At 64.4% G+C, this 21,839-nt stretch carries 20 protein-coding genes and 1 tRNA gene; 6 read left to right on the top strand and 15 right to left on the bottom strand.

What is annotated here, in order from left to right; all coding sequences use genetic code 11:
- The first annotated feature begins 199 nt into the window (after positions 1-199).
- On the top strand, positions 200-2,026 hold the full coding sequence (gene typA, locus I6F12_RS28575) for a translational GTPase TypA (protein WP_036002847.1): 1,827 nt from the start codon (positions 200-202) through the stop codon (positions 2,024-2,026).
- A 3-nt stretch (positions 2,027-2,029) separates the two neighbouring features.
- Here typA and I6F12_RS28570 read toward each other — a convergent pair whose 3' ends face one another.
- Positions 2,030-3,892, bottom strand: a complete 1,863-nt coding sequence (locus I6F12_RS28570) for an exosortase/archaeosortase family protein (RefSeq protein ID WP_225157734.1) — start codon at positions 3,890-3,892, stop codon at positions 2,030-2,032.
- Between the two features lie 213 nt (positions 3,893-4,105).
- Here I6F12_RS28570 and I6F12_RS28565 point away from each other — a divergent pair, with 213 nt between their 5' ends.
- Positions 4,106-5,353 carry an NAD(P)/FAD-dependent oxidoreductase gene (locus I6F12_RS28565; protein WP_225157733.1) on the top strand — a complete coding sequence of 416 codons (1,248 nt, stop codon included), beginning with the start codon at positions 4,106-4,108 and terminating at the stop codon, positions 5,351-5,353.
- Positions 5,354-5,375: 22 nt separating this feature from the next.
- Here the strand turns inward: I6F12_RS28565 and I6F12_RS28560 are convergent, their stop codons facing one another.
- From I6F12_RS28560 to I6F12_RS28545, 4 genes are read right to left on the bottom strand one after another with little or no spacing between them, the layout of a single operon-like run.
- Positions 5,376-5,783, bottom strand: a complete 408-nt coding sequence (locus I6F12_RS28560; RefSeq protein ID WP_036024199.1) for a thiol-disulfide oxidoreductase DCC family protein — start codon at positions 5,781-5,783, stop codon at positions 5,376-5,378.
- A 60-nt stretch (positions 5,784-5,843) separates the two neighbouring features.
- Positions 5,844-7,163: an SDR family oxidoreductase gene (locus I6F12_RS28555; RefSeq protein WP_036002855.1), complete on the bottom strand. Its 1,320-nt coding sequence runs from the start codon at positions 7,161-7,163 to the stop codon at positions 5,844-5,846.
- An 8-nt stretch (positions 7,164-7,171) separates the two neighbouring features.
- The gene (locus I6F12_RS28550) at positions 7,172-7,639 is read right to left on the bottom strand and encodes a DUF2269 domain-containing protein (protein ID WP_057025834.1); all 468 of its coding nucleotides are present in this window, start codon (positions 7,637-7,639) and stop codon (positions 7,172-7,174) included.
- A complete protein-coding gene (locus I6F12_RS28545) occupies positions 7,636-8,535 on the bottom strand; it encodes an alpha/beta fold hydrolase (RefSeq protein WP_057025833.1) in 900 nt (299 codons plus the stop codon). The genes I6F12_RS28550 and I6F12_RS28545 overlap by 4 nt, the downstream gene beginning before the upstream one ends.
- 272 nt (positions 8,536-8,807) lie before the next feature.
- Between I6F12_RS28545 and I6F12_RS28540 the strand changes: the two genes are divergently transcribed.
- The gene (locus tag I6F12_RS28540) at positions 8,808-9,317 is read left to right on the top strand and encodes a GNAT family N-acetyltransferase (RefSeq protein ID WP_024338772.1); all 510 of its coding nucleotides are present in this window, start codon (positions 8,808-8,810) and stop codon (positions 9,315-9,317) included.
- A gap of 179 nt (positions 9,318-9,496) precedes the next feature.
- Positions 9,497-10,033 carry an inorganic diphosphatase gene (ppa, locus tag I6F12_RS28535; protein WP_036002867.1) on the top strand — a complete coding sequence of 179 codons (537 nt, stop codon included), beginning with the start codon at positions 9,497-9,499 and terminating at the stop codon, positions 10,031-10,033.
- 104 nt (positions 10,034-10,137) lie between these two features.
- Here ppa and folD read toward each other — a convergent pair whose 3' ends face one another.
- From folD to I6F12_RS28520, 3 genes are read right to left on the bottom strand one after another with little or no spacing between them, the layout of a single operon-like run.
- Positions 10,138-11,022, bottom strand: a complete 885-nt coding sequence (gene folD / locus I6F12_RS28530) for a bifunctional methylenetetrahydrofolate dehydrogenase/methenyltetrahydrofolate cyclohydrolase FolD (RefSeq protein WP_225127916.1) — start codon at positions 11,020-11,022, stop codon at positions 10,138-10,140.
- Between the two features lie 10 nt (positions 11,023-11,032).
- Positions 11,033-11,398: a DUF167 domain-containing protein gene (locus tag I6F12_RS28525; RefSeq protein ID WP_051056859.1), complete on the bottom strand. Its 366-nt coding sequence runs from the start codon at positions 11,396-11,398 to the stop codon at positions 11,033-11,035.
- 15 nt (positions 11,399-11,413) lie between these two features.
- On the bottom strand, positions 11,414-11,704 hold the full coding sequence (locus I6F12_RS28520) for a YggT family protein (RefSeq protein WP_036002872.1): 291 nt from the start codon (positions 11,702-11,704) through the stop codon (positions 11,414-11,416).
- Between the two features lie 204 nt (positions 11,705-11,908).
- Between I6F12_RS28520 and I6F12_RS28515 the strand changes: the two genes are divergently transcribed.
- A tRNA-Ala gene (locus I6F12_RS28515) sits at positions 11,909-11,984 on the top strand.
- Between the two features lie 122 nt (positions 11,985-12,106).
- On the opposite strand, the gene I6F12_RS28510 is transcribed toward I6F12_RS28515, so the two are convergent.
- The 7 genes from I6F12_RS28510 to I6F12_RS28480 form a co-directional block, all read right to left on the bottom strand.
- On the bottom strand, positions 12,107-12,919 hold the full coding sequence (locus I6F12_RS28510; RefSeq protein WP_036002884.1) for an enoyl-CoA hydratase: 813 nt from the start codon (positions 12,917-12,919) through the stop codon (positions 12,107-12,109).
- A 124-nt stretch (positions 12,920-13,043) separates the two neighbouring features.
- Entirely contained in the window at positions 13,044-13,838 is a 795-nt protein-coding gene (locus I6F12_RS28505; RefSeq protein WP_109142003.1) for a glutamine amidotransferase, read from the bottom strand.
- A gap of 129 nt (positions 13,839-13,967) precedes the next feature.
- Entirely contained in the window at positions 13,968-14,747 is a 780-nt protein-coding gene (locus I6F12_RS28500) for an SDR family oxidoreductase (RefSeq protein WP_109142002.1), read from the bottom strand.
- Between the two features lie 188 nt (positions 14,748-14,935).
- On the bottom strand, positions 14,936-15,457 hold the full coding sequence (locus I6F12_RS28495; RefSeq protein ID WP_036002890.1) for a TerB family tellurite resistance protein: 522 nt from the start codon (positions 15,455-15,457) through the stop codon (positions 14,936-14,938).
- 268 nt (positions 15,458-15,725) lie between these two features.
- Positions 15,726-17,135, bottom strand: a complete 1,410-nt coding sequence (locus tag I6F12_RS28490; protein ID WP_225157732.1) for an adenylate/guanylate cyclase domain-containing protein — start codon at positions 17,133-17,135, stop codon at positions 15,726-15,728.
- Positions 17,136-17,185: 50 nt separating this feature from the next.
- Positions 17,186-18,556, bottom strand: a complete 1,371-nt coding sequence (locus I6F12_RS28485) for a cytochrome P450 (protein ID WP_036002897.1) — start codon at positions 18,554-18,556, stop codon at positions 17,186-17,188.
- Between the two features lie 35 nt (positions 18,557-18,591).
- A complete protein-coding gene (locus tag I6F12_RS28480) occupies positions 18,592-19,953 on the bottom strand; it encodes a hydrolase (RefSeq protein ID WP_225157731.1) in 1,362 nt (453 codons plus the stop codon).
- Between the two features lie 136 nt (positions 19,954-20,089).
- Here I6F12_RS28480 and I6F12_RS28475 point away from each other — a divergent pair, with 136 nt between their 5' ends.
- Entirely contained in the window at positions 20,090-21,778 is a 1,689-nt protein-coding gene (locus I6F12_RS28475; protein ID WP_225157730.1) for an MFS transporter, read from the top strand.
- Positions 21,779-21,839: the final 61 nt, after the last annotated feature.

The following is a 21,839-nucleotide window of genomic DNA, read 5'->3' as shown; positions in this document are numbered from 1 at the left end:
CAAAGAACACATTGTTTTTTGGCCGTTTTTGCATATATTGCGCCGCAACGCGCAGGGCGCCCGGTCTGATATGGCCGGGCTTCCTTTTTGGGCGGAAAGCGCCCCGTTTCCAGTCTTCCAGCGTTGTTTCGAGAAGAGGTCCCGGTCCGACCGGCGAGATCGCGCTTAACCCATTGTTCGACCGCAAAGAAGCTCACTCATGAATCTTCGTAACGTCGCCATCATCGCCCACGTCGACCACGGCAAGACGACCCTGGTCGACAAACTCCTGCAGCAGTCCGGCACGTTCCGCGAGAACCAGAAGGTGACCGATCGCGCCATGGACTCCAACGATCTGGAGCGCGAGCGCGGCATCACCATCCTGGCCAAGGCGGCCTCGGTGCAGTGGAAGGACACCCGCGTCAACATTGTCGACACCCCCGGCCACGCCGATTTCGGCGGTGAGGTCGAGCGCATCCTCAACATGGTGGACGGCGCCCTGGTGCTGGTCGACGCCGCCGAAGGCCCGCTGCCGCAGACCAAATTCGTGGTCTCCAAGGCGCTTAAGGTCGGCCTCAAGCCGATCGTCGTCATCAACAAGGTCGACCGCCCTGACGCGCGCCCGACCGAAGTCATCAACGAGGTGTTCGACCTGTTCGCGGCGCTCGATGCCAGCGAGGAGCAGCTCGATTTCCCGATCCTCTACGGGTCGGCCAAGCAGGGCTGGATGGCGGATAGCCCCGAAGGTCCGCAGGACAAGGGCATGGAGCCGCTGTTCGACCTGATCCTGCGCCACGTGGCCCCGCCGAAGGTCGAGGAAGGTCCGTTCCGCATGATCGGTACCATCCTCGAAGCCAACCCCTATCTCGGCCGCATCATCACCGGCCGCATCTCTTCCGGCACGCTGAAGCCGAACCAGCAGGTCAAGGTGCTGAACGCCGACGGCAAGCTGGTCGAATCCGGGCGCATCACCAAGATCCTGGCATTCCGCGGCCTCGAGCGCACCCCGCTCGATGAAGCCGAAGCCGGCGACATCGTCGCGATCGCGGGCCTCACCAAGGGCACCGTCGCCGACACCTTCTGCGACCCGACCGTCGAGGTGCCGCTGCCGGCGCAGCCGATCGATCCGCCGACCGTGTCGATGTCGTTCATCGTCAACAACTCCCCGCTCGCCGGCACCGAAGGCGACAAGGTGACGAGCCGCATGATCCGCGACCGTCTCCTGCGCGAAGCCGAGGGCAACGTCGCGCTGCGCGTCGTCGAATCCGCCGACAAGGACGCCATGGAAGTGTCGGGCCGCGGCGAACTCCAGCTCGCGATCCTGATCGAGACCATGCGCCGCGAGGGCTTCGAGCTCTCGGTGTCGCGTCCGCGCGTCGTCTACCAGAAGGACGAAGCGACCGGCGCAACCATGGAGCCGATCGAGGAGGTCGTGATCGACGTCGACGAGGAGCATTCCGGCGTCGTCGTGCAGAAGATGAGCGAGCGCAAGTCCGAGCTGATCGAGATGAAGCCGTCCGGCGGCAACCGCCAGCGCCTGGTGTTCTACGCGCCGACCCGCGGCCTGATCGGCTACCAGGGCGAATTGCTCACGGACACCCGCGGCACCGCGATCATGAACCGCCTGTTTCACGGCTATGCCCCGTACAAGGGCGAGATCCAGGGCCGCCGCAACGGCGTCTTGATCTCCAACGACCAGGGCGAAGCGGTGGCTTACGCCATGTTCAAGCTGGAAGACCGCGGCCCGATGATGATCGAGCCGGGCTGGAAGGTCTATCGCGGCATGATCGTCGGCGAGCACACCCGCGACAACGATCTCGAGATCAACGTGCTCAAGGGCAAGCAGCTCACCAACATCCGCACCACCTCGAAGGACGAGGCGGTGCGCCTGACCCCGCCGATCCGCATGACGCTGGAAAAGGCGCTCGCCTATATCGAGGACGACGAGCTCGTCGAGGTCACCCCGAAGTCGATCCGCCTGCGCAAGAAGCACCTCGACCCGAACGAGCGCAAGCGCGCGGAAAAGGCCAAGGAAGCGGTGGCGTAGGAGTTACCCGGGTTCGCCCGGCGCATTCTCGCCGCGACTGATGAAGCCGATCGTCGTTGTCTCGTCGGAGAGATTGATCGCGTCCCGCAGAGCCGCAAGATGCGGTGCCTTCCAGGTATCGGGTTTCCGGTCGACATTCCAATAGGCGGTGTGGGTGAAGAAGTCCGCACCGCCGGCCAATCTCGTCGAGACCGGGAGGTCAACGATGTGCCGGCCGAAGATCGGGGCTAACGGTCCACCGATCACGTCGCCCCAGAAGATCTGTTCGATCGGGAAATAGATATTGGTCCAGCGCGTTAACCCGAACAGCGCACCGTGGTGGATCTGCCGAATCTTCTTCCTCGGATTGTCGAAGGCCAACAAGCCATCCTGCTGGAGCCGCTTCGGCGGACAGGTCGGAAACTCGCGCTCTTCGACACGACGCCTGAAATCTGCGCGCAATCTCTCGTGTCCATCCTTCTCGGCGGTATCGGGATCCTTTGCCTCTTCGCACATCAAGAAATAAGCGTGGGATAGTGCGCTTCCGAGCGTGACGAAGTCGGTCACCAGCCAGCTCTTGAACTCCCGCTGTTCGACAGGCCGCCTGACGGTCACGTCGGCGATGTTTGCGATCAACTGCCGTGCCTTGCGGCGAAGCTCCACTTTCTCCTCATGGGTGGCCACTTTCTCGGGCTGCCACGGCGCACCATCGACGGCCAAAAACTCCTGGCCGAGCAACGTGACAGGCGGCAACTCGTCGCAAATCCTGCTGAAATAGGCCCGCAGCATATCGTAGGCGACGACAGTGCCTAGGCTGTGAGCGACAACGACAATGCGGTCGTATCGGCCGCTTTCATGCAGACGCGCCAGCGTGTCTACGGCCTCTTTCCGGATGGCCCGACGAACGGCGACATTGGCCGGTGAGCCGCGGAAATAGCGCGCGGCATCGCCGAGATAGGGCTGGAGGAACGCACCGTTGGCGGCGAGATAGATGCCGATCACACCAAATGCGATCGGAGCGCTCCAGGGCGAATTCAATCCCCAGGGCCAAGCCTTGAGCACCGTTTCGGCCAGTGATCTGTCGTACCAGTACTGATCGGCCCAGATGAAGGCAAGGGACATGAGTAGCGAGACCGCGAGTGTACGCCAGAACGCGCGCAATCCTTGCTGTCCCATCACAAGGTACGTCGTCAGCAACGCATACAAGGTCGGAAGACCAATCAGCGTCAAGATCTCGGCGCCGTCGAGGAATCCGTTTCCGCCGGGGAAAGTACCCTCAAGCCAAAGATAGCCGAGGCCAGCGGCGAAACCCGCGACGCAGAAGGCGGCCAGCCACGGGACGAGACGAAGAGCCTGCCATTTGAGTGCGACGCAAAGGCCGAACACAAGACTGCATAGAATTAGAAGCAAGGGCGCAATCAGGATATTTTGCGCGCTGGTTTCCGAGAACAGCAACACGCCCCTGATTGCCAGCACGGCAAACGAGAGGTTCATCAGGCACAGAAAGATGGACGCGGTCCACCAGAGCGCATTGAGTCCGGTTCTCATGACCGGCCCCTTGCGGCACAACTCGTAGAGCCAGAGCAGCACGGCGACCGCCTTGGTTTCGCTCATGAGATGAGCCCAGTAGAGCTCGTGAAAATCGGCCACGCGCTTGTCCGCCGATCCCGGCACCTCGCTGGTCGTCATCACCGTCAGATCGATGTCGACGCCGCTCTTCTCCGGATGCGTCCAGAGCTTGTTGGCTTTGTCGTCGGGATTGCCTTCGTTGTGCCAAACGCCGCGGATGACGCCGCGTACAGTTTCCAGCGCGCGCTGGCTGCCGATACCGTGAACTACCAGAATTGCGGTTCGCTTGTGCTCTACACCCGGGTCGATGTTCGGCATGGGGAAATTCCTCGAAGAATGGATCAAAGAGAATGCGAAATTTGAATACAACCTTGGCACGAAAAACAAGGCGGTTCGGATCCGATGACTTAGCGATCTTCGTCACAAAAGTCGCGCAACCGGCGACAAGGTGGCATCCGGAACCGCGTGCGCTGCGGAAGGTATGCGCCGGCCCGGCTTCAGCACTCTTCGCGAACGTGCTAGAGCCCGCCCATGACCTCCCTCCCCTCCTCCGTCGACGTCGCGATCATCGGCGCCGGTGCCGCCGGCCTCGGCGCAGCCCATGCGCTGCAAGGCTCCGGCCTTTCCGTCATCGTGCTGGAGGCGCGTGACCGGCTCGGCGGCCGGGCTTGGACCGTGCAGGCCTCACCCGAGGTGACGTTCGACGTCGGCTGCGGCTGGCTGCATTCGGCCGACAAGAACTCTTTCGTGCCGATCGCGCGACAGCTCGGTTTCGAGCTCAACAAGGACCTGCCGCCCTGGCGCGAGCGGGCCTACGGCAATGCCTTTCCGGAAAGCGAGCGCGACGATTTCATGCGCGCAATGGACGCGTTCTATGAGCGTCTGTGGGAAGCGGCGCAAACAGGTAAGGACGAGGCCGCGAGCTCGCATTTGGAGCCCGGTAATCGCTGGAATCCGATGATCGACGCGATCTCGACCTATATCAACGGCTGCGAGCTGAAGGATATGTCGACGCTGGACTGGGAAGCCTATGAGGACACCAACTTCAATTGGCGCGTCCGCCGCGGCTATGGCGCGCTGATTGCGGCCTATGGTGCGCCCTGCCCGGTGGCGCTGAATTGCAATGTCGCGCTGATCGATCATTCGGACAAACGCGTCCACATCGAGACGTCGCGGGGCGCGCTGACCGCGGACAAGGCGATCGTCACCGTGCCGACCAATCTCATCGCGGAAGAAGCCATCCGCTTCTCGCCGCCGCTCCCCGCAAAGGTGAACGCAGCGGCGGGCCTGCCGCTCGGCGTCGACGATAAGGTGACGCTGGCCCTCGATGACGCCGAGACCTTTCCGACAGAAGGCAATCTACGCGGCGCCACCATGCGCACGGAGATGGGCACCTATCACATCCGCCCGTTCGGCCAGCCCTGCATCGAGGGCTTTTTCGGCGGCAGCTTTGCCCGCGCGCTGGAAGATGCCGGCGACGGTGCCATCGCCGCCCAAGCCATCAGCGAGATCGCGGGTTTTCTCGGCAACGATATCCGCCGCAAGCTGAAGCCGCTGTATGAATCGCGTTGGGCCCGCGATCCCTTTGCGCGGGGGTCGTATTCGCATGCGCTGCCCGGCCATGCCGGCGACCGTGCCGTGCTGGCTGCGCCGGTGGATGCACGTCTGTTCTTCGCGGGCGAGGCGACGTCGCCGACCTTCTTCACGACCGCGCATGGTGCACGGGACAGCGGCGAGCGGGCGGCGAAGGAAGTGCTGGCGGCTCTGGGCAAGCCTTAGCTGCAAGCTCCGTCATTGCGGGCTACTCGATCACTCGCGCTCGCAAATCCGCATCTGGCACGAAGCAGGCGTCATACTTTCCGAAGATGCGATAGCGGTTGCGCGCGACGAGGCTGTAGACCGCATCCCGCAGTGGCTTCGGCAACACGAATAATGCGCGCACCCAGCGCCAGCCTGGGAGTTGCGACAGCACCGTCAGCACAGCATCCGACTTCATGAACACCTCGCCGCCGTGGACAACCGCGTTGGTGTCGGGATCATCGGGGTCGATGCCGAACGTGCGCGCGAGCCGGGCGCCATAATCCGACTGGATCGGCGTGAACCGAAACTGCCTCGCCGTGTCGCGCTTGGCGACGAAGCGGACCCAGCGTGAGCAGAAGATGCAGACGCCGTCGAACAGAATGACGTCGTCCTCAGGCCATTTGGGCATCAGACTCTCTTTTTGACGCGTTTTCTTCACGCGAACCGGAATCCACTTCGCTCGAAAACGCTATCGGTTATCCAGCATCAGGAGCGCGACGACCATCAAGACGATCGCCGGCCCGGTCTTCACCAGCGCGCCAAGCGGCTCGATCCAGAGGTCGGGCGTCAGGATCGCCGCGCCCAGCATATAGCCGAGCGAAGCGAAAATACCCGCGACCAAGCCGATCGCAGCCGTTCGGCGGAAGGCGATCAAGACACCGATGCTCATGTCCATCAGGCTGGTGCCGATGGTGATGGGATCAACCAGCGCGGGCGGAAAGTTGTGCGCGGTCAAAATGCCGGCGGCGGCACCGTAGGACACGAACAAGGCGATGAAACCGGAGACGACCCAGAACGCGACCAGGCTTGCGAAAATCAGCGCCTTGACCAGGAACAGGCGCGCGAACCATTTGTCCTGGATGCTGGCAGGATGGCGTCCGATCGCCTCAGCCAGATGCTTCGGCGCGATACCCGTCGCGGCGCTCCACGCTGACGGATCGCCAGTCACGCCGCGACGCAGCTCGGCAATGGCGGTCGAGCGCATCGGCGGCGTCCAGCCGAGATAGCAGGCGACATCGCCGAGTTTCACGCCGAGATCGAGCAGGAAGCGGGGCATCGCGATGCGCGGCCAGCCGTCCGTGCCGAACGCATGGCGAAACGGCTTGATGACGCCGGCCATGGTGATCGGTTCGGCCTGCATCAGGTCCCAGCTCACCGCCCTCAACGAGGCATCGTCGATGTCGCGCGCGGCGAGCCAGGCGATGGTCGCCGTAATATCCTCGATCGCCACGGGCTGAAATGGCGTTGCCATGTCCTTGGCCGGCAAATCGATCGGAAAGGCTGCAAGCGCGCGGAGCATGGCGCTACCGCCATAGGCTGACGGTGCGACCACGAAGCCAGGCCGCAGGATGGCATGAGGAATGCCGCTAGCCCCGATCAGGCGCTCGGCCTCGCGTTTGGTCGTAGCGAAGGCGGTGCGGTCCGCCTCCGCGGAGCCGGGGATCGAGATGTGCACCAGCCGGATTGCGCGGCCGCTGCCGCCGATCGCCCGAAGCAGTCGCGCGACGAAATCGCGATGCACCGCGCTCGTGTTGCTGCCGGGGCCATCCTGGAGCACGCCGAGACAGTTCACGACGACGTCTACCGCGTGCTCGCTGAGGAGACGCGTCAGCGCGGCCGTGTCGAGGATGAGGATCGGCAGCTCGATGTCCAGCGCGCTCATCCTCTGCGCCGGCGACAGGCTCCGCGCCACGCCGACGACGCGAAAGCCCCGCGTGCGCAGATCGTCGGTGACGAAGCGGCCGATCAGGCCGGAGGCGCCGAGCACCAAAACGGTTCGCTCACTCATCGCTTCTCTCAAAACGGTTTCGCGATCATCAGCCACAGGATGGCCATCGTCGCGCCGAAGCCGGGGAAGCCGAACGCGAACCAGCGGCGGAATAGCACGAAATAGCGCTGTGGGAGCGCACTGCGCTGCGCAGCAGCCTTGCGCGCGAGGTCGCGCATCTCGATCTGCATGAACACGACCGGCACCCAGAACAAGCCGGCAATCGCGTAGAGCGCGAGTGAGGCCAGCAGCCAGCGCTCCGTGATCGAGGTCGCCGACAGCATCATCAGCACGCCGCCGCTGACCGGCTGGAGGATCACGGCCGACAGCGTGAAGATCGCATCCGCGATGACCACGACCGAAGCGGTGCGGGCGATGAACTCCGGGTCCTGCGTGCGATGCGCCATCAGCATGAAGAAGGCGATGCCGGTCCCGGTGCCGAGAATGACGATGGCGCCGAGGACGTGAACAAATTTGAACAGGAAATACAGCGTCATGGCTTCTTGGTCGCCACAGGCTTGGGCGGGTTCAGCGCCCGCGCGAGCTCGCCGCTGGCGGCTTTGACGCCGGCTTCGGTTTCGATCATCCAATGGCCTTCGCTGCCGACGGCCGGCAGCGGGCGAAACTCAGCCTTGCCGCCCGTGCCGCGAAACGCATCGACGAGTTTCTGCGAGAATGCCGGCGCGAAATAGCTGTCATTGGGCGCAACGAGCCAGGTGACGGGAATGCGCGCGGTCTTGCCGAATTCCGCTGCGGCGGCGAGCAGGGTGTGCGGCGCGCAGATTCGGTTCGGCTCATCATTGGCATGGCCGCCGCGTCCCGGTGCAAACACGGTGATGGCGGAGATCACCTTCGGATCGGCACCGGCGAGCGCCAGCGCACCCCATCCGCCGGCGGAATGGCCGATCACGATCGCGCCATCCTTGCGGATGAAATCCTGCTTTTGCAGCTGGACCAGCGCCAGCTTGATTGCGTCGGCCGTTGCGCGGCCCGAGCGCGTGTAGTCGGGCTCGCCGCAGCCGCCCTGATCCTCGAGGTAGCGGCCGCCGGTGGCACCATGGCCTGGCCGCTCCGGCACCAGCACGGCAAAGCCGCGCGCGACGAGATAGCCGGCGAGCGGGCGGTATTCCGGCTGCGGCATTTGCACCCGACGTAGCGTGTTCTGCGTCGAGGCGTGTGCGATCACCGCGAGCCGGAACGGACCTGGGCCCGAGGGGCGAAACAGCAGGGCATGCGCAGCAAGATCGGTATCCGGCGTTGGCACGCGCCATTCCTGCCGACGAAACGGTTCGCCCTCCTCTCCCGATGGACCGAACCTGACCTCTGCGCACAGAGGCGGCGCGGTCAGCAAGGCCAGCAGAGGCAGGAGCGCGATGGTATTGAGGAGCCGCATGAATTGCCGAGGGCGAACAAGAACAGCGACAGGCACACTAGTAGGAACGAATCACAATGAGCGGACTTTCTGCGGTGCCCATTGCCGTTCCTTCGTTGCCGCAAGCAACAGGAGTTTTGCACCGACGGCACGCACGCAGGTGCCCTCGGAGTTGCCGTCCTGTCTTTTTTCGGCACAACTCGGTTGAAATACTGATGCAGAAAGTCCACAGGTTAACCGATAATTAACGATAGGTCTTGCCGCCGGCGCGGCGACTTGGTTTGATCGCGTCCATGAGCACAACCCTGATCGAGGTCCGGCCGGCCAAAGCCGCAGATGCAACTGCGGTGGCGTCGACCCATGACGAAGCCTGGCGTTCGGCCTATCAGGGCATCATTCCCGGCGCCGAGCTGGAGAAGCTGATCAACCGCCGCGGTCCGCAGTGGTGGGACAGCGCGATCCGCAAGGGCAGCCGTGTCAGCGTGCTGGTGTTCGGTGACAAGATCGCCGGCTATGCCAATTATGGCCGCAACCGGGCCCGCAGCCTGCATTTCGACGGCGAGATCTACGAGCTTTATCTGCGGCCCGAGTTTCAGGGCCTCGGCTTCGGCCGCCGTCTGTTCGCCGCCGCCCGACGCGACCTGATGCAGAGCGGGCTGAAGAGCATGGTGGTGTGGGCGCTCTCGGACAACGACCCTGCCACCGAGTTCTACCGTGCCCTGGGTGGCCGCATGGTGGCGCGCTCGTCGGAGCGGTTCGGGCCGAAAGCGCTCGACAAGGTTGCCTTCGCTTGGACCAATTGAGCTGCTGAAACCCTAACCGGGCAGCGTTCCCATCCGTCCATACCGCAGGCCGCTCGCGCCGGTGATCGCCGGATTCATTATTTCACAAAAACGCGATGGATCAGCGGGCCAAGCCCGCGTATGACAGCGCCAAAATCGCTGCCGGGCGCGATTTATCCTCGGCAACAACGGAGCCTTGAATGCGTATCGATGCGGTCTCGATCGGAAAGAACGTCCCCCACGACGTCAATGTCATCATCGAGGTCCCCGTGGGCGGCGAACCGATCAAGTACGAGATGGACAAGGAGGCCGGCACGCTGGTGGTCGACCGCTTCCTCTACACGCCGATGCGTTACCCCGGCAATTACGGCTTCATCCCGCATACGCTGTCGGATGACGGTGACCCCTGCGACGTGCTGATCATCAACACCCGCGCCATCATCCCCGGCGCCGTCATGAGCGTGCGTCCGGTTGGGGTGCTGTTCATGGAGGACGAAGCCGGCGGCGACGAGAAGATCCTGGCGGTGCCGTCGTCCAAGCTGACGCAGCGCTACGACAAGGTGAAGTCGTATTCCGATTTGCCCGACATCACGCTGCAGCAGATCCAGCACTTCTTCGAGCACTACAAGGATCTCGAAAAGGGCAAGTGGGTGAAGATCCTGCGCTGGGGCGGCCCGGAGGAAGCGCACCAGCTGATCCAAGAAGGCATCGAGCGCGAGAAGAAGAAGAAGGGCTGATCCGCACGGTCATTCCGGGGCGCGTCAGAGCGAACCCGGAATCCAGAGGTCGGGGCGCGAGATTCCGGGTTTGGCTCTGCGAGCCGCCTCGGAATGACGCTCAACTACACCGCCGGCTTCGGCAGGCCGGCGATCGCGCAGGCCGCGCGGAGCGTGTTCACCAACAGGCACGCCACCGTCATCTGGCCGACACCGCCCGGCACCGGCGTGATCGCGCCGGCAACGGCAAGCGCTTCCTGATAGGCGACATCGCCGACGAGGCGCGTCTTGCCGTCCTCCTTGGGGATGCGATTGATGCCCACATCGATCACGGTCGCACCCGGCTTCAGCCAGTCGCCGCGCACCATCTCTGGTTTGCCCACTGCTGCATAGACGAGGTCCGCTTTCTTCACGAGGCCAGGCAGGTCGCGCGAGCGCGAATGCGCGATCGTCACCGTGGCGTTCTCGTTCAACAGCAATTGCACGAGCGGGCGGCCGACCAGGTTGGAGCGGCCGATGACGATGGCGTTCATGCCTTCGAGCGAGGCGTGCACGCTTTTGGTCAGGATGATGCAGCCGAGCGGGGTGCAGGGCGACAGCGCCTCGAAGCCGCCAGCGAGCCGGCCGGCATTGTTCGGATGCAGCCCGTCGACATCCTTGGCGGGGTCGATGGCGTTGATGACCGCTTCGGTGTTCAGCCCCTTCGGCAACGGTAATTGCACGAGAATGCCGTGCACGGAGGGATCCCGGTTGAGCTTTGCGACCAGCGCCAGCAGATCTGCCTGCGAGACGTCGGCCGGCAGCTTGTGCTCGAACGAGGCCATGCCCGCGGCCTGGGTCTGGGTGTGTTTTGAACGGACATAGACTTCGCTGGCGGGGTCGTTGCCGACCAGGACCACCGCAAGGCCCGGCACCAGATTGTGCTCGCGCTTGACGCGGGCGACCTCCTCGGCGACGCGGCCACGGAGTTCCGCCGCAATGACTTTTCCATCGATGATATCAGCGGTCATGTCCGTTCTCTCAATCTGTCGGTTTGGCCGATGTGAGCTGGCGCAGGGTTTCGCCGAGACGCGCCGGATCGCCGTCGACCGCGATCTGCTTCAGCCGCGACGTGGCTCCGGATAGCAGCTTTACATTGCTCTTGGGCACGCCGAGCGATTTCGCCAGCAGCGCCAGCACGGCCTTGTTGGCCTCGCCGCCATCGGCAATGGCGCGCACCCGCACCTTGAGCACGCTGCGGCCATCCGAAAGCTGCTCGATCCCGTCGATGTCGTCGCGGCCGCCGCGCGGCGTCACCCGCAGCGCGATGCTGATTCCTGCGGCCGAGTAGCGCCAAGGGTCCTTAGGGCAAGGCTCCTGACAACAAGGCTCCTTGTTGGCAACCAAGGCGCTCCCGCCCGCTTAGACCACGTTCGGGTAGATGTAGTACAGGATCACCCGCTCGATGAACATGATGATCAGGATCAGGATGATCGGCGAGATGTCGAGACCGCCGAGGCTGGGCAGGAAATTGCGAATCGGCGCCAGCAGAGGCTCGGTGATCCGGTAGAGGAACTCCGCCACCGCCGACACGAACTGGTTACGGGTGTTCACCACGTTGAAGGCGATCAGCCAGGACAGGATCGCGGAGGCGATCAGCAGCCAGACGTAGAGGTCGAGCACGATGATGACGATGTCGAGAACGGCACGCATGGCTTATGAGGCCTCTGGCTTTTGAAAACTCTGGCTCGGTCGGGATTGACGCCCCGTTTGCTAGATATCGGTTCCGTCAGGCCCAAACAAGGGAAGTCGGCACCCGGAGAGCTAAAACCGGGTTACGCCCGTCCTTGACTTGACCTTGGCGGGGACTTAAATGGCGCCCGGTTGTCGGCCGCGTTCACCAGAGCGGCCAGCAAAGGGGCCATAGCTCAGCTGGGAGAGCGCGTCGTTCGCAATGACGAGGTCGGCGGTTCGATCCCGCCTGGCTCCACCAGCCTTCGCTCGCTTCGCGAGCTACGGCTAGGCAAGCCAGCCGTGCTCTCTCGTAGCGAAGTGAGCGAAGGCTGTCCCGCCATAGCCCGAAGGGCGACGGCGGACCCTCTCCGTGAACTCCCCCTACCTCCCGGTAAACCTTGGCGGCCGCTTCTCCATGAAGCTCGCCACGCCCTCCCTGAAATCACTCCCGTTCAGCGCCACCATCATCTCCCTGTTGGCCTCGATCGTCGCCTCGGCCAGCGTCTGGAACGGCACCTCGTAGAGCTGGCGCTTGATCACGGCCATCGCGCTCGGCGAGACGAAATCGGCGAGATCGCGCGCGTAAGTATACGTCTCTTCACGCAGCTTCTCCGGCGGACAGAGCCGGTTGACCAGCCCGATCCGCAGTGCCTCCTCGCTCGACACGCGCCGCGCCGAGAGCAGCAGATCCAGCGCATTGGCGTGGCCGACGATGCGCGGCAGCATCCAGCTGATGCCGTGCTCGGCGATCAGGCCGCGCCGCGCGAAGGCGGTGGTGAACACGGTGTTGTCGGCGGCAAAGCGAAGGTCGCAATAGAGTGCATGCACCAGTCCAATGCCTGCCGTCGCGCCGTTCAGCATGGCGATCACAGGCTTCTTGATGGAAGGATAATAGCCGTACCGCGTCTGCCAGTCTGGCCGGCGATTCATGTCGAACGGCGGCAGGTTCGAGGCGCGCCTGACGTCGTTGGGATCGAGGCCCTTCAGCGCATCCATGTCGGCGCCGGCGCAGAAGGCGCGGCCCGCGCCGGTGAGGACGATGACGCGGACATTGTCGTCGGCGCTCGATGCCTCCATCGCGTTGCGCACGTCGCGCTCCATGACCGGCGTCCATGCATTCATGCGATCGGGGCGGTTGAGCGTGATGGTCGCGATCTTGTCGCTCACCTCATAGAGAATGTGTTCGTAGGCCATGACGCTCTCCCTTGTTTGCCGGCACGCGTTCGCACGCGCTCGTTAGAAGCGAGCCTAGCATACCCCGGGATGGGAGAAGGACTTGCGCCAAGGACCTGCGCCAAGGACTTGCGCGAAGCCGCGATCACTCGGCGGCTTGCGCCAGCATCGGCCGGCGCTCCAACCAGCCGTCGAGGAAATGATCGAGCCAGGCGCGTTCGGCGACATCGTAGACGGCGCGATCCGCGAAATGATGATGCCGCTGCCGTGCACCGGGCGCGCTGAATCCGTCATAGCCGCGCGTGGTCCAGCGGCACATCATCGCATAGGTCACATCGGGGTGGAACTGCACGCCGAAAGCATTGCCCGTGCGGAACGCCTGCACCGGGAAATCATCGCCTTCGGCGAGCAAGTCGGCGCCTCCAGGCAGCTCAAAGCCCTCGCGATGCCAGTGATAGACCTGCGCCGGCCAGTGCGGGCAGAGCGCGCGGCCCGCGGCGGTCGGCCTGATCGGGTAGTACCCGATCTGCGTCAGCGCCTGCGCATGCGGCGCGACACGGGCCCCGAGCTGCATCGCCAGCATCTGCGCCCCTAAGCAGATGCCGAGCAACGGGCGCTGCTCGCGGAGCGGAATTTCGATCCAGTCGATCTCACGGCGAATGTAGTCGTCGGAATCATTGGCGCTCATCGGCCCGCCGAAGATCACGGCCCCGGCATGCTGATCGAGCGTCTCGGGCAGGGGATCGCCGAAGCGAGGACGGCGGATGTCGAGGCGGTGGCCGAGCGCGCGCAACGCATTGCCGACGCGGCCGGGTGTCGAGCATTCCTGATGCAGGACGATCAGAACCGGCAGCCGGGTTTCAGCGGCGGCGACGCTCGCCGCCCTCTGTGGGAAGGCGACCACCTCTGCGCCACCAAACCTGTCCGTCCGGAACGACATGGCCTCTGCGAGTGCTATCGGTTCAGACCGCCAGCATAGCTAAGCGATGGTTAACATCGTGTGAGTTTGCGCACACACGCGCACGTCTGGAAGCAAGCTCCGGGCCACTACGGACGCGGGCGGCGGCGTTCAGCGCCGCTGCCGCTGGAACCGGCTAGTGGCCGCCAGGATGAAGCCGCGTGGGAAGAAGCGCAGCGCGAACGGCACAATCTTGTTGCCGAGGCCGGGCAGCACTGCCCGTTTGTTGGCCATCAGAGCGCGATACGCCTCCCGCGCAACCTCGGCAGCTGAGACGTTGAGAAAGGCCGTGTCATGTTGCGAGCCGACGCCGGCGCGGGCCTGGAATTCCGTGGGGACCGGGCCCGGGCAAAGCACGGTGACACGGACGCCGCGGGGAGCGAGCTCCGCCCGCAATGCTTCGGTGAAGGAAATCACATAGGCCTTGGATGCGTAGTACACGGCCATGCCGGGGCCGGGCAGGAAGCCTGCAACCGAGCCGACATTGAGAAGACCGCCCTTGTTCCGGATGAGCTGATCGGCGAAGCGCAGCGACAGATCCGTCAGGGCGCGGACGTTGACATCGACGATACCGAGCTGCGCGACGCGATCGCGCTCGATGGCATCGCCGAATACGCCGAAGCCGGCATTGTTGACGAGATGATCGAGCTCGACGCCTTCGGCGGCAAGTGTCGCGGCGATCCTCTCACCGGCATGCGGGTCCTCGAGATCGCAGGCGATCACGATCGGCTTCTTGCCACCCTTGGCGGCGATCTCGTTCGCGAGCGCTTCGAGCCGATCCACCCGTCTCGCCGTCAATGCGAGGCGATGTCCATTGGCGGCAAACACACGCGCCAGCTCCATCCCGATGCCCGCCGAGGCACCGGTGATCAACGTTACCCGCTCATTCACGATCGAAGTCTCTTGAATTGAAGTCTGTGGTCCCGGCAATACCAGAACGAGAGCATAAGCCGTGCGCGCCAGGCAAGCGGCGCTGGCAGCATGGCTGCTTGTGAGAGCGACAGTGGAAGCAGGAAAGACCGGTATTTGCAGTCGAATCCGCAGAAGCGGGGGACCGCCGGGCTTATATTAAAGTTTCGTCATGTGGCTCGCAGGCCAGGCAATCCACCGGGGACCGGTCCGACGGCGCGATCCTTGACCTGGCCACCGGCACGCTCCGCAATGGCGTGCTTCAGCTCGATCCGGTCACGCTGGGAGATGCCGAGCAGGTCGGACGCGCGCCAGACCACATTGTCCTCGAACTCGCTGACCTCTCCGTCGGCATAGACCAGCTCCCACATCATCTGCACGATCCGCTTGCGACCCGCTTCGTCGAGCGAGCGCATGATGACGCTGGTGAAGTGATAGAGGTCGACGGCCTCGCCTTCGACCTGGGTGGCGTCGGCGATGAGACGGTCAGCGGTGCCGCGGTCGAGCCCGAAATGGCTTTCGATCAGGCTGTGCAGCTTGCGCTGCTCGGCCGCGCTCGGCTGGCCGTCCAGCGAGACCACATGGACCAGCAGCGCGGTCGCGGCCAGCCGGTAATCGCTGTCGCCAAATGCGCGGTCCTGGGCTTGGGGACCGACAATGTCGGCGATGAATTGGCGCAAGCCGTCGAGCATAGGTCCTACCGAGATTGATGACGCCGCAAGGAGCGCGGCCGTTACCAGCATTATATGAGCAAGAAACCCAACCGGCGCAACGTGCGTCAGTTCCGCGCGCGTATTACGTTTCGGCAATCTGGGCGCGCTTTCTGCCGTGATGGCCGGGCTTGACCCGGCCATCAAAGCGTCACCGCGAGGAAGGACATTCATGCCCGGGCATGACGGTGAAGGATGTAAAGCGCTTTTGTTTCCCACGGAGCTAGAGACTGCGGCGCAGCCCACAAGCTCACGGTATCTCGTACACCACCATCTTGTCGGCGATGCCACGGAGCGCGGCCTGCTTCTGGATCGGCTTGATGGCGCGCTGCTTGAGCACCTCGGCGACTGCGGGAGCGTCCAGCACCGGGCCGGTGATGTGGATCTCCTGCGCGGTCGACAGGCTCTGCACGCGGGCGGCGATGTTGACGGTCTGGCCGAAATAATCCTGCCGCTCGTTGAGCATGACTGCGAGGCAGGGGCCTTCGTGGATCCCGATCTTGAGAATGAGGTCGTTGGCGCCGCGCTGCTTGTTCAATTCGTCCATCGCCGCGCGCATGCGCAGTCCCGCAGTGATGGCGTGCTCGGGCCTGACGAAGGTCGCCATCACGGCATCGCCGATCGTCTTCACGACCGCACCCTTCTCGGCGGCGATGATCTCCAGCAGCGCGCGAAAATGCGCCCGCACGAGATCGAAGGCATTGAGGTCGCCGACCCGCTCATACAGCGCCGTCGAACCCTTCAGGTCGGTGAACAGGAACGTCAGGGACGTGATCTTCAGTCGCTGGTCGACATTGAGGTTGTCGGCCTTGAAGACGTCGCGGAACGTCTGGTTGGACAGCATGCGCTTGGCGGTCAGGATCGGCTTGCGCTTGCCGATCATCTCGTGCAACGCGTGGTCGGCAATCCAGACCGAGGGCAATACGCGACTGTCCGATTGGTTCTCGAGCATGAGACGCAACGGTCCGGGGCGCATCACGGTGGTCCCCGTCGGCGCCTCCAGCTTGTTGAACATGATCGACAGCTGCTGACGCTCGCTGGTCGGCTCACCCTGAACGTCCAGGAAATGGGCGGAATGGGTGACCGGCTCGAACACGATGATGAACTGGCTCGGCAGATTGAGTGAGAGGATCGCCTTCTCGCCGGCGGGCAATTCGAGGGCTTCGAGCGTTACCTGGTTGATCAGGCGGGAAAAGGATTCGTCGTTGATGTCGACGCCTGAGCTCCAGAACATCTGCCGCACATACTCCCAGATCGGCAACGTGTCGGGATCATGAGCACCGATGCGGCGGACCCGCGGGCTGACGGTGAAGGCCACTTCGACCATCTCGTCGACGGAGGCCTCGTATCCGGCGGCGCAGAGCGCGCAATTGTAGTCGTCGTGCTTCAACGACTTCAGTGTGGCGTGCGCGCCCAGCACGCCTCCGCAGCCGGGACACAGCACGTTCCAGCTCATGTCGAACAGGCCGAGCCGCGAGGCGTGCAGGAAGCCGGAAATGACCTTCTCCTGGTCGAGCCCGGTCCGGTCGGCAAAATCCAGCGCATTGATCCGGTTGAGATCGCGATCATGACCGTTGGCGATCAGCTGCGCGATGGCCTCCACCACAACGGGATCGGCGGTCTGCTTCAGAACGGAGAGTTGGGCCTGGATGTCGCTCATGGCGAAACTCTATGTAGGCTGGATCACGCTAGCGGCCAGACGCGAGCCTGTCACCGACGCGTGATGCGGAACAGGGGTGAATGGTCCGGCTGGGTGGTGACGACGCCGAGCGGAATTACGGGGGTCGCGGGGTCGGCAAGCTCGATTCGGTACGCTCCGATCAGCCGCGCCAGCGCCAGCACGGATTCGGCTTGGGCAAACGGTGCGCCGATGCAGACGCGCGGACCTGCACCGAATGGCAGGTAAGCAAAACGGTCCGGCGCCTCCTGCGACATGAAGCGCTTTGGAATGAATGCGTTCGGCTGATCCCACAGCTTCTCGTGCCGGTGCAAGAGCCAGGGCGCGATCATGATGATGTCGCCCTTGCCGATCTCGACGCCCGCCGCATTGTCCCTATCGCGCGCGGCACGCGCGACCAGGAAGGCCGGCGGATAGAGCCGCATGGTTTCGTCGATCACCGCGCGGGTGAATTTCTGGCGATCGATGTCGGCCATGCTGTCGAGATGCTCGCCGCGGGTCTCGGACGCCACCTCCTCCTGCGTATCGGGATCGAGCGCGAGCAGGTAGAGCGCCCAGAACAGCGCCGTCGCCGTGGTCTCATGACCGGCGAGGATCATGGTCGCGACCTCGTCGACCAGCTGCTCGTCGGAGAAGCCCTGGCCCGTCTCGGGATCGCGTGCCTCGTCCATGAGATCGAACAAATCGCGCGGCGGCGCACCGTCCTTCTTGCCCGCCTTACGCCGCTCGGCGATCAGCATGGCCACGAACTCGGTCCAGCGCTTGCGGAAACGGGCGCGGGCAAAATCCATCGGGCTCGGCCAGGACACCGGCAGCACCATGTCGAGGAAGTACGGACGCCCCAACCGCGCGGCATATTCCATGATGAAGTTGCGCAGGGTTGCGCCGTGCTGGTCCATGCCGAACGAGAACATCGTGCGACCGGCGATCTCGAGCGTCATGCGCTGCATGATCGCGCGCAGGTCGACCGGCTCACCGGTTTGCGCGTCCAGCTTGGCGATGGTTTCGTCGAGCACGGCCGTCATGTGCGGAACGAGGTTTGCGGTCGCGCGCGGCGTGAAGGCCGGCGCCAGCGTGCGGCGCTGAAACGTCCAGGAATGACCTTCCGCGATCAGAAGGCCGTCGCCGAGAACGGGGCGCAGCATGCGGATGCCGGCCGGCGTGCGCGTGTAGTTCTCGTAATTGCTGAGCAGCACGTGCCGGATCGCGTCCGGCTGGTTCAGGATGAAGCTATTGCGGAAGAAGAAGCGGCCAGAAATGACCTCTTCCTCGTAGGCGCGTTGACCCCAGGTCGCGATCATATTCTGCCTGATGACCGCGAGCCGGCCGAAGAACGACATATCGTCGGGCGCTCGCGGAGGAGCCGGAGGGGTGATGGGCCGACGCACGCTGGCGATATTCATGGCTCTCTCCCGCAAGGTGGGACGCAGGTAAATAGCTAGTAAGTCAGCTCGGCGATGGCAATCCGGTTCTCGGACGCAGCCCAGGCGCGTGCCACAATCCGTTCTTCGCCGAATTGGGCCACGATGTTACGGCCAACCTCGGTGGCGGGAAGCCGCAGGGTGGCTGCCGCATCCGTGGGCACGCCCGGCTTGACGTCGGCCGGCTCCTTGCCGTCGAGCAGCACCACGTCGCGCGGCAGGCCGAAATAGCCGCGCGGGCGCGACATGATCACGACGGCGCCGGCGGCCTTGTCGGCCGGCCCGAGCGGCCGCGCGGGCCGCAGATGCACAACCTCGGACGAGCGCGGGAAGGGCGAGCGGTAGATGTGCGTCGTCGGCGCATCCGGCGAGGTCAGCACGAATTCGAGCGACCAGGCGGGATCGACCTGCGCCGGCCCCCAACGGCCATCTGAGCCTGTTGTCGAGCTGTACAGCGCACCGTCTTTGCGCTCCCCGGTATCAGGATCGACACGGAAGACATCGACGATTGCACCCGCGACCGGACGATTGGTCGGCACGCCGCCGGGCGTACCCGTGACGAGGCCGCTCAATCTCACGCTGGTCTCCGGCACGATCGCGATGCGCGCAGGTTCGCGCCCCGCGATGAACTTGTAAATCTCGCGGAACGCGCGCGGGTGAAACGCCACCTCGCGATGGTCGAGCGCGCCGAGCACGAGATTGGTGGCGCCCTTCAGCTCCGGCCCTTCGGCGGTGACATTGGTCGGCATGCCGGGCTTGCCGATAAAGCGGCCGTCGGGTTGCGCGAATTTGTCCAGACCGTCGCTGCGCAGCGTGAGGAAAGCGACTCCCGGCGTCACCTCACTCTCGCCCTCGTTCAGTCCGCGCAGGAACGTGCCGCGGCCATTGAATTCGTTGTTCGGCTGGTCGTCTGTTGCGAACACGCCGTGATTGGGCGTACCGCACAGCACCGCATGGCTGACATCACCGGCGGCGCCGTTCTTGATGACGTTACGGATCGCGTAGCCGCCGCGCGAGCTGCCGACCAGCGCCACGCGGGCTGCGCCGGTGCGGCGCTTCAGCTCGGTGATGGCGGCAGCGAGCTCGAGGCGCTGATCCTCGGTCGAGGAGCGACCCGCCTGCTCGACCTTGTCGTCGTTGCGCGCCAGCGGGTCGGTGAAATTGATCGCCATCATGCGATCGCGCGCGATACCGTTGGACTCCATCCGCCAAAGCGTCGTCATCCAGAGCGCGCCGTAATCGCCATTGCCGTGGACGAACAGAATCGGCGGCAGCTCCGTGGCGGGCGCGGTCTGCGCCAGCGCGCCCGTCCGCAAGCTCGCAAGTGCGAAAGGCACGCTCGCAGCCCCTCGCAAAATCGTCCGTCGCGACAGCTTCATCAGTTCCTCCCGGCAAGCCTAGCTCTTTGCACTGCTTATACCGGCCTAAGCACTGGACAGCGAAGGACTTTCGCGGGCATCACTGAATTGGCCGGAATCACCACGACCACTTCTGCCATCCGACATGGAAGGGGATATGACCGAGCAGCCGAACCGCCCGAAAATGGCCGCCGACGGCATCACAGCGCCCCTGCGGTACACCGTGTTCCGGCGGATCTGGCTCGCCAGCCTGCTCTCCAATCTCGGCCTCCTGATCCAGGGCGTGGGTGCGGCCTGGGCGATGACGCAGATGGCGGCCTCGGCAGACAAGGTGGCCCTGGTGCAGACCGCGCTCATGCTGCCGATCATGCTGATCTCGATGCCGGCCGGCGCCATCGCCGACATGTATGACCGCCGCATCGTCAGTGTGATTTCGCTGTCGATCGCGCTGATCGGCGCGAGCGTGCTCACCGTGCTGGCCGGCTTCAACCTGATCACCCCGGAATTGCTGCTCGCCTTCTGCTTCATCGTCGGCAGCGGCAATGCGCTGTTCGGTCCGGCCTGGCAGTCCTCGGTCAGCGAACAAGTGCCGCCCGAGGCATTGGCGTCCGCGGTGGCGCTGAACGGCATCAGCTACAACATCGCGCGCAGCTTCGGTCCGGCGGTCGGCGGCGTCATCGTCGCTGCGCTCGGTGCGGTGGCCGCGTTTGCCTGCAACGCGATCCTCTATCTGCCGCTGCTGGTGGTGCTGCTGCTCTGGCGCCGCAGCACCGAGCCGTCGCGCCTGCCGCGGGAGAAGCTCAACCGCGCCATGGTTTCGGGCGTGCGTTACATCACCAATTCGCCGCCGATCAAGATCGTGCTGTTGCGCACGCTGGTGATGGGCCTGATCGGCGGCGCGGTGATGGCGCTGATGCCGCTGGTCGCGCGCGACCTCCTGCATGGCGGCGCGCAGATGTATGGCATCATGCTCGGCGCCTTCGGCATGGGCGCGGTGATCGGCGCGCTCAACATCCACGAATTGCGCAAGCGCATGAGCGGCGAGGCCGCGATCCGCGCCTGCACCATCACGATGGCCTTCACCATGGCCGCCCTCGCTTTGAGCACGGAGCCGGTGCTGACGGCGGCCGCGCTGGTGCTAGGCGGCGCAGTCTGGATGGCGGCGATCGCGCTGTTCAATATCGGCGTGCAGCTCTCGGCCCCGCGCTGGGTCGCCGGTCGCTCGCTCGCAGCCTTCCAGGCCGCGATCGCCGGGGGCATCGCGATCGGCGCCTGGGGCTGGGGCCATCTCACCGACTATGCCGGCGTCGAGATCGCATTGCTGAGCTCGGCCGGCCTGATGCTGATCTCGCCGCTGCTCGGCATCTGGCTCACGATGCCGCGTGTCGGCGCCCGCAACGAGGATGCGGACATGCTGGCCGATCCCGAGGTGAGGCTGTCGCTGACAGGGCGCAGCGGCCCGCTCGTGGTCGAGATCGAATATCGGGTTGCGCAAGAAAATGCGCGCGCGTTCCACAACGTGATGCAGGACGTGCAGCTCTCGCGCCAGCGCAACGGTGCCTATGGCTGGTCTATCGCGCGCGACATCGCCGACCCCGAGCTGTGGACCGAGCGCTATCACTGCCCGACCTGGCTCGACTATTTGCGTCAGCGCAACCGTGCGACCCAGTCCGAACGCGCGCTGCATCAGCAGGCGATCGATTTCCACATCGGTCCCGAGCCGGTGCGAATCCGCCGCATGCTGGAGCGCCCCTTCGGTTCGGTGCGCTGGAAGGACGACACGCCGGACCGCGCCAACAGCGAGGTGCTGCCGGTGGTCGCGACCGCGGCGGGAAGCAGTACGTAGGCCTCTCGTCATTCCGGGGCGCGCCGTAAGGTGCGAACCCGGAATCCATTTATCGCAGGAG

Origin of the sequence: Bradyrhizobium sp. IC4059 (assembly GCF_020193615.1) — a bacterium.
Taxonomy (GTDB): domain Bacteria; phylum Pseudomonadota; class Alphaproteobacteria; order Rhizobiales; family Xanthobacteraceae; genus Bradyrhizobium; species Bradyrhizobium yuanmingense.
This window is presented reverse-complemented; position numbering and strand designations above follow the sequence as displayed.

Bases quoted from the DNA above. Each gene is read 5' to 3' on its own strand.
- I6F12_RS28570 (WP_225157734.1), bottom strand. From the start codon at position 3,892: ATGCCGAACATCGACCCGGGTGTAGAGCACAAGCGAACCGCAATTCTG.
- I6F12_RS28550 (WP_057025834.1), bottom strand. From the start codon at position 7,639: ATGACGCTGTATTTCCTGTTCAAATTTGTTCACGTCCTCGGCGCCATC.
- I6F12_RS28520 (WP_036002872.1), bottom strand. From the start codon at position 11,704: ATGCGTGCCGTTCTCGACATCGTCATCATCGTGCTCGACCTCTACGTC.
- I6F12_RS28490 (WP_225157732.1), bottom strand. From the start codon at position 17,135: ATGAGCGACATCCAGGCCCAACTCTCCGTTCTGAAGCAGACCGCCGAT.
- I6F12_RS28480 (WP_225157731.1), bottom strand. From the start codon at position 19,953: ATGAAGCTGTCGCGACGGACGATTTTGCGAGGGGCTGCGAGCGTGCCT.
- typA (WP_036002847.1), top strand. From the start codon at position 200: ATGAATCTTCGTAACGTCGCCATCATCGCCCACGTCGACCACGGCAAG.
- folD (WP_225127916.1), bottom strand. From the start codon at position 11,022: ATGACCGCTGATATCATCGATGGAAAAGTCATTGCGGCGGAACTCCGT.
- ppa (WP_036002867.1), top strand. From the start codon at position 9,497: ATGCGTATCGATGCGGTCTCGATCGGAAAGAACGTCCCCCACGACGTC.
- I6F12_RS28545 (WP_057025833.1), bottom strand. From the start codon at position 8,535: ATGCGGCTCCTCAATACCATCGCGCTCCTGCCTCTGCTGGCCTTGCTG.
- I6F12_RS28565 (WP_225157733.1), top strand. From the start codon at position 4,106: ATGACCTCCCTCCCCTCCTCCGTCGACGTCGCGATCATCGGCGCCGGT.
- I6F12_RS28560 (WP_036024199.1), bottom strand. From the start codon at position 5,783: ATGCCCAAATGGCCTGAGGACGACGTCATTCTGTTCGACGGCGTCTGC.
- I6F12_RS28485 (WP_036002897.1), bottom strand. From the start codon at position 18,556: ATGAATATCGCCAGCGTGCGTCGGCCCATCACCCCTCCGGCTCCTCCG.
- I6F12_RS28555 (WP_036002855.1), bottom strand. From the start codon at position 7,163: ATGAGTGAGCGAACCGTTTTGGTGCTCGGCGCCTCCGGCCTGATCGGC.
- I6F12_RS28505 (WP_109142003.1), bottom strand. From the start codon at position 13,838: ATGTCGTTCCGGACGGACAGGTTTGGTGGCGCAGAGGTGGTCGCCTTC.
- I6F12_RS28510 (WP_036002884.1), bottom strand. From the start codon at position 12,919: ATGGCCTACGAACACATTCTCTATGAGGTGAGCGACAAGATCGCGACC.
- I6F12_RS28475 (WP_225157730.1), top strand. From the start codon at position 20,090: ATGACCGAGCAGCCGAACCGCCCGAAAATGGCCGCCGACGGCATCACA.
- I6F12_RS28540 (WP_024338772.1), top strand. From the start codon at position 8,808: ATGAGCACAACCCTGATCGAGGTCCGGCCGGCCAAAGCCGCAGATGCA.
- I6F12_RS28495 (WP_036002890.1), bottom strand. From the start codon at position 15,457: ATGCTCGACGGCTTGCGCCAATTCATCGCCGACATTGTCGGTCCCCAA.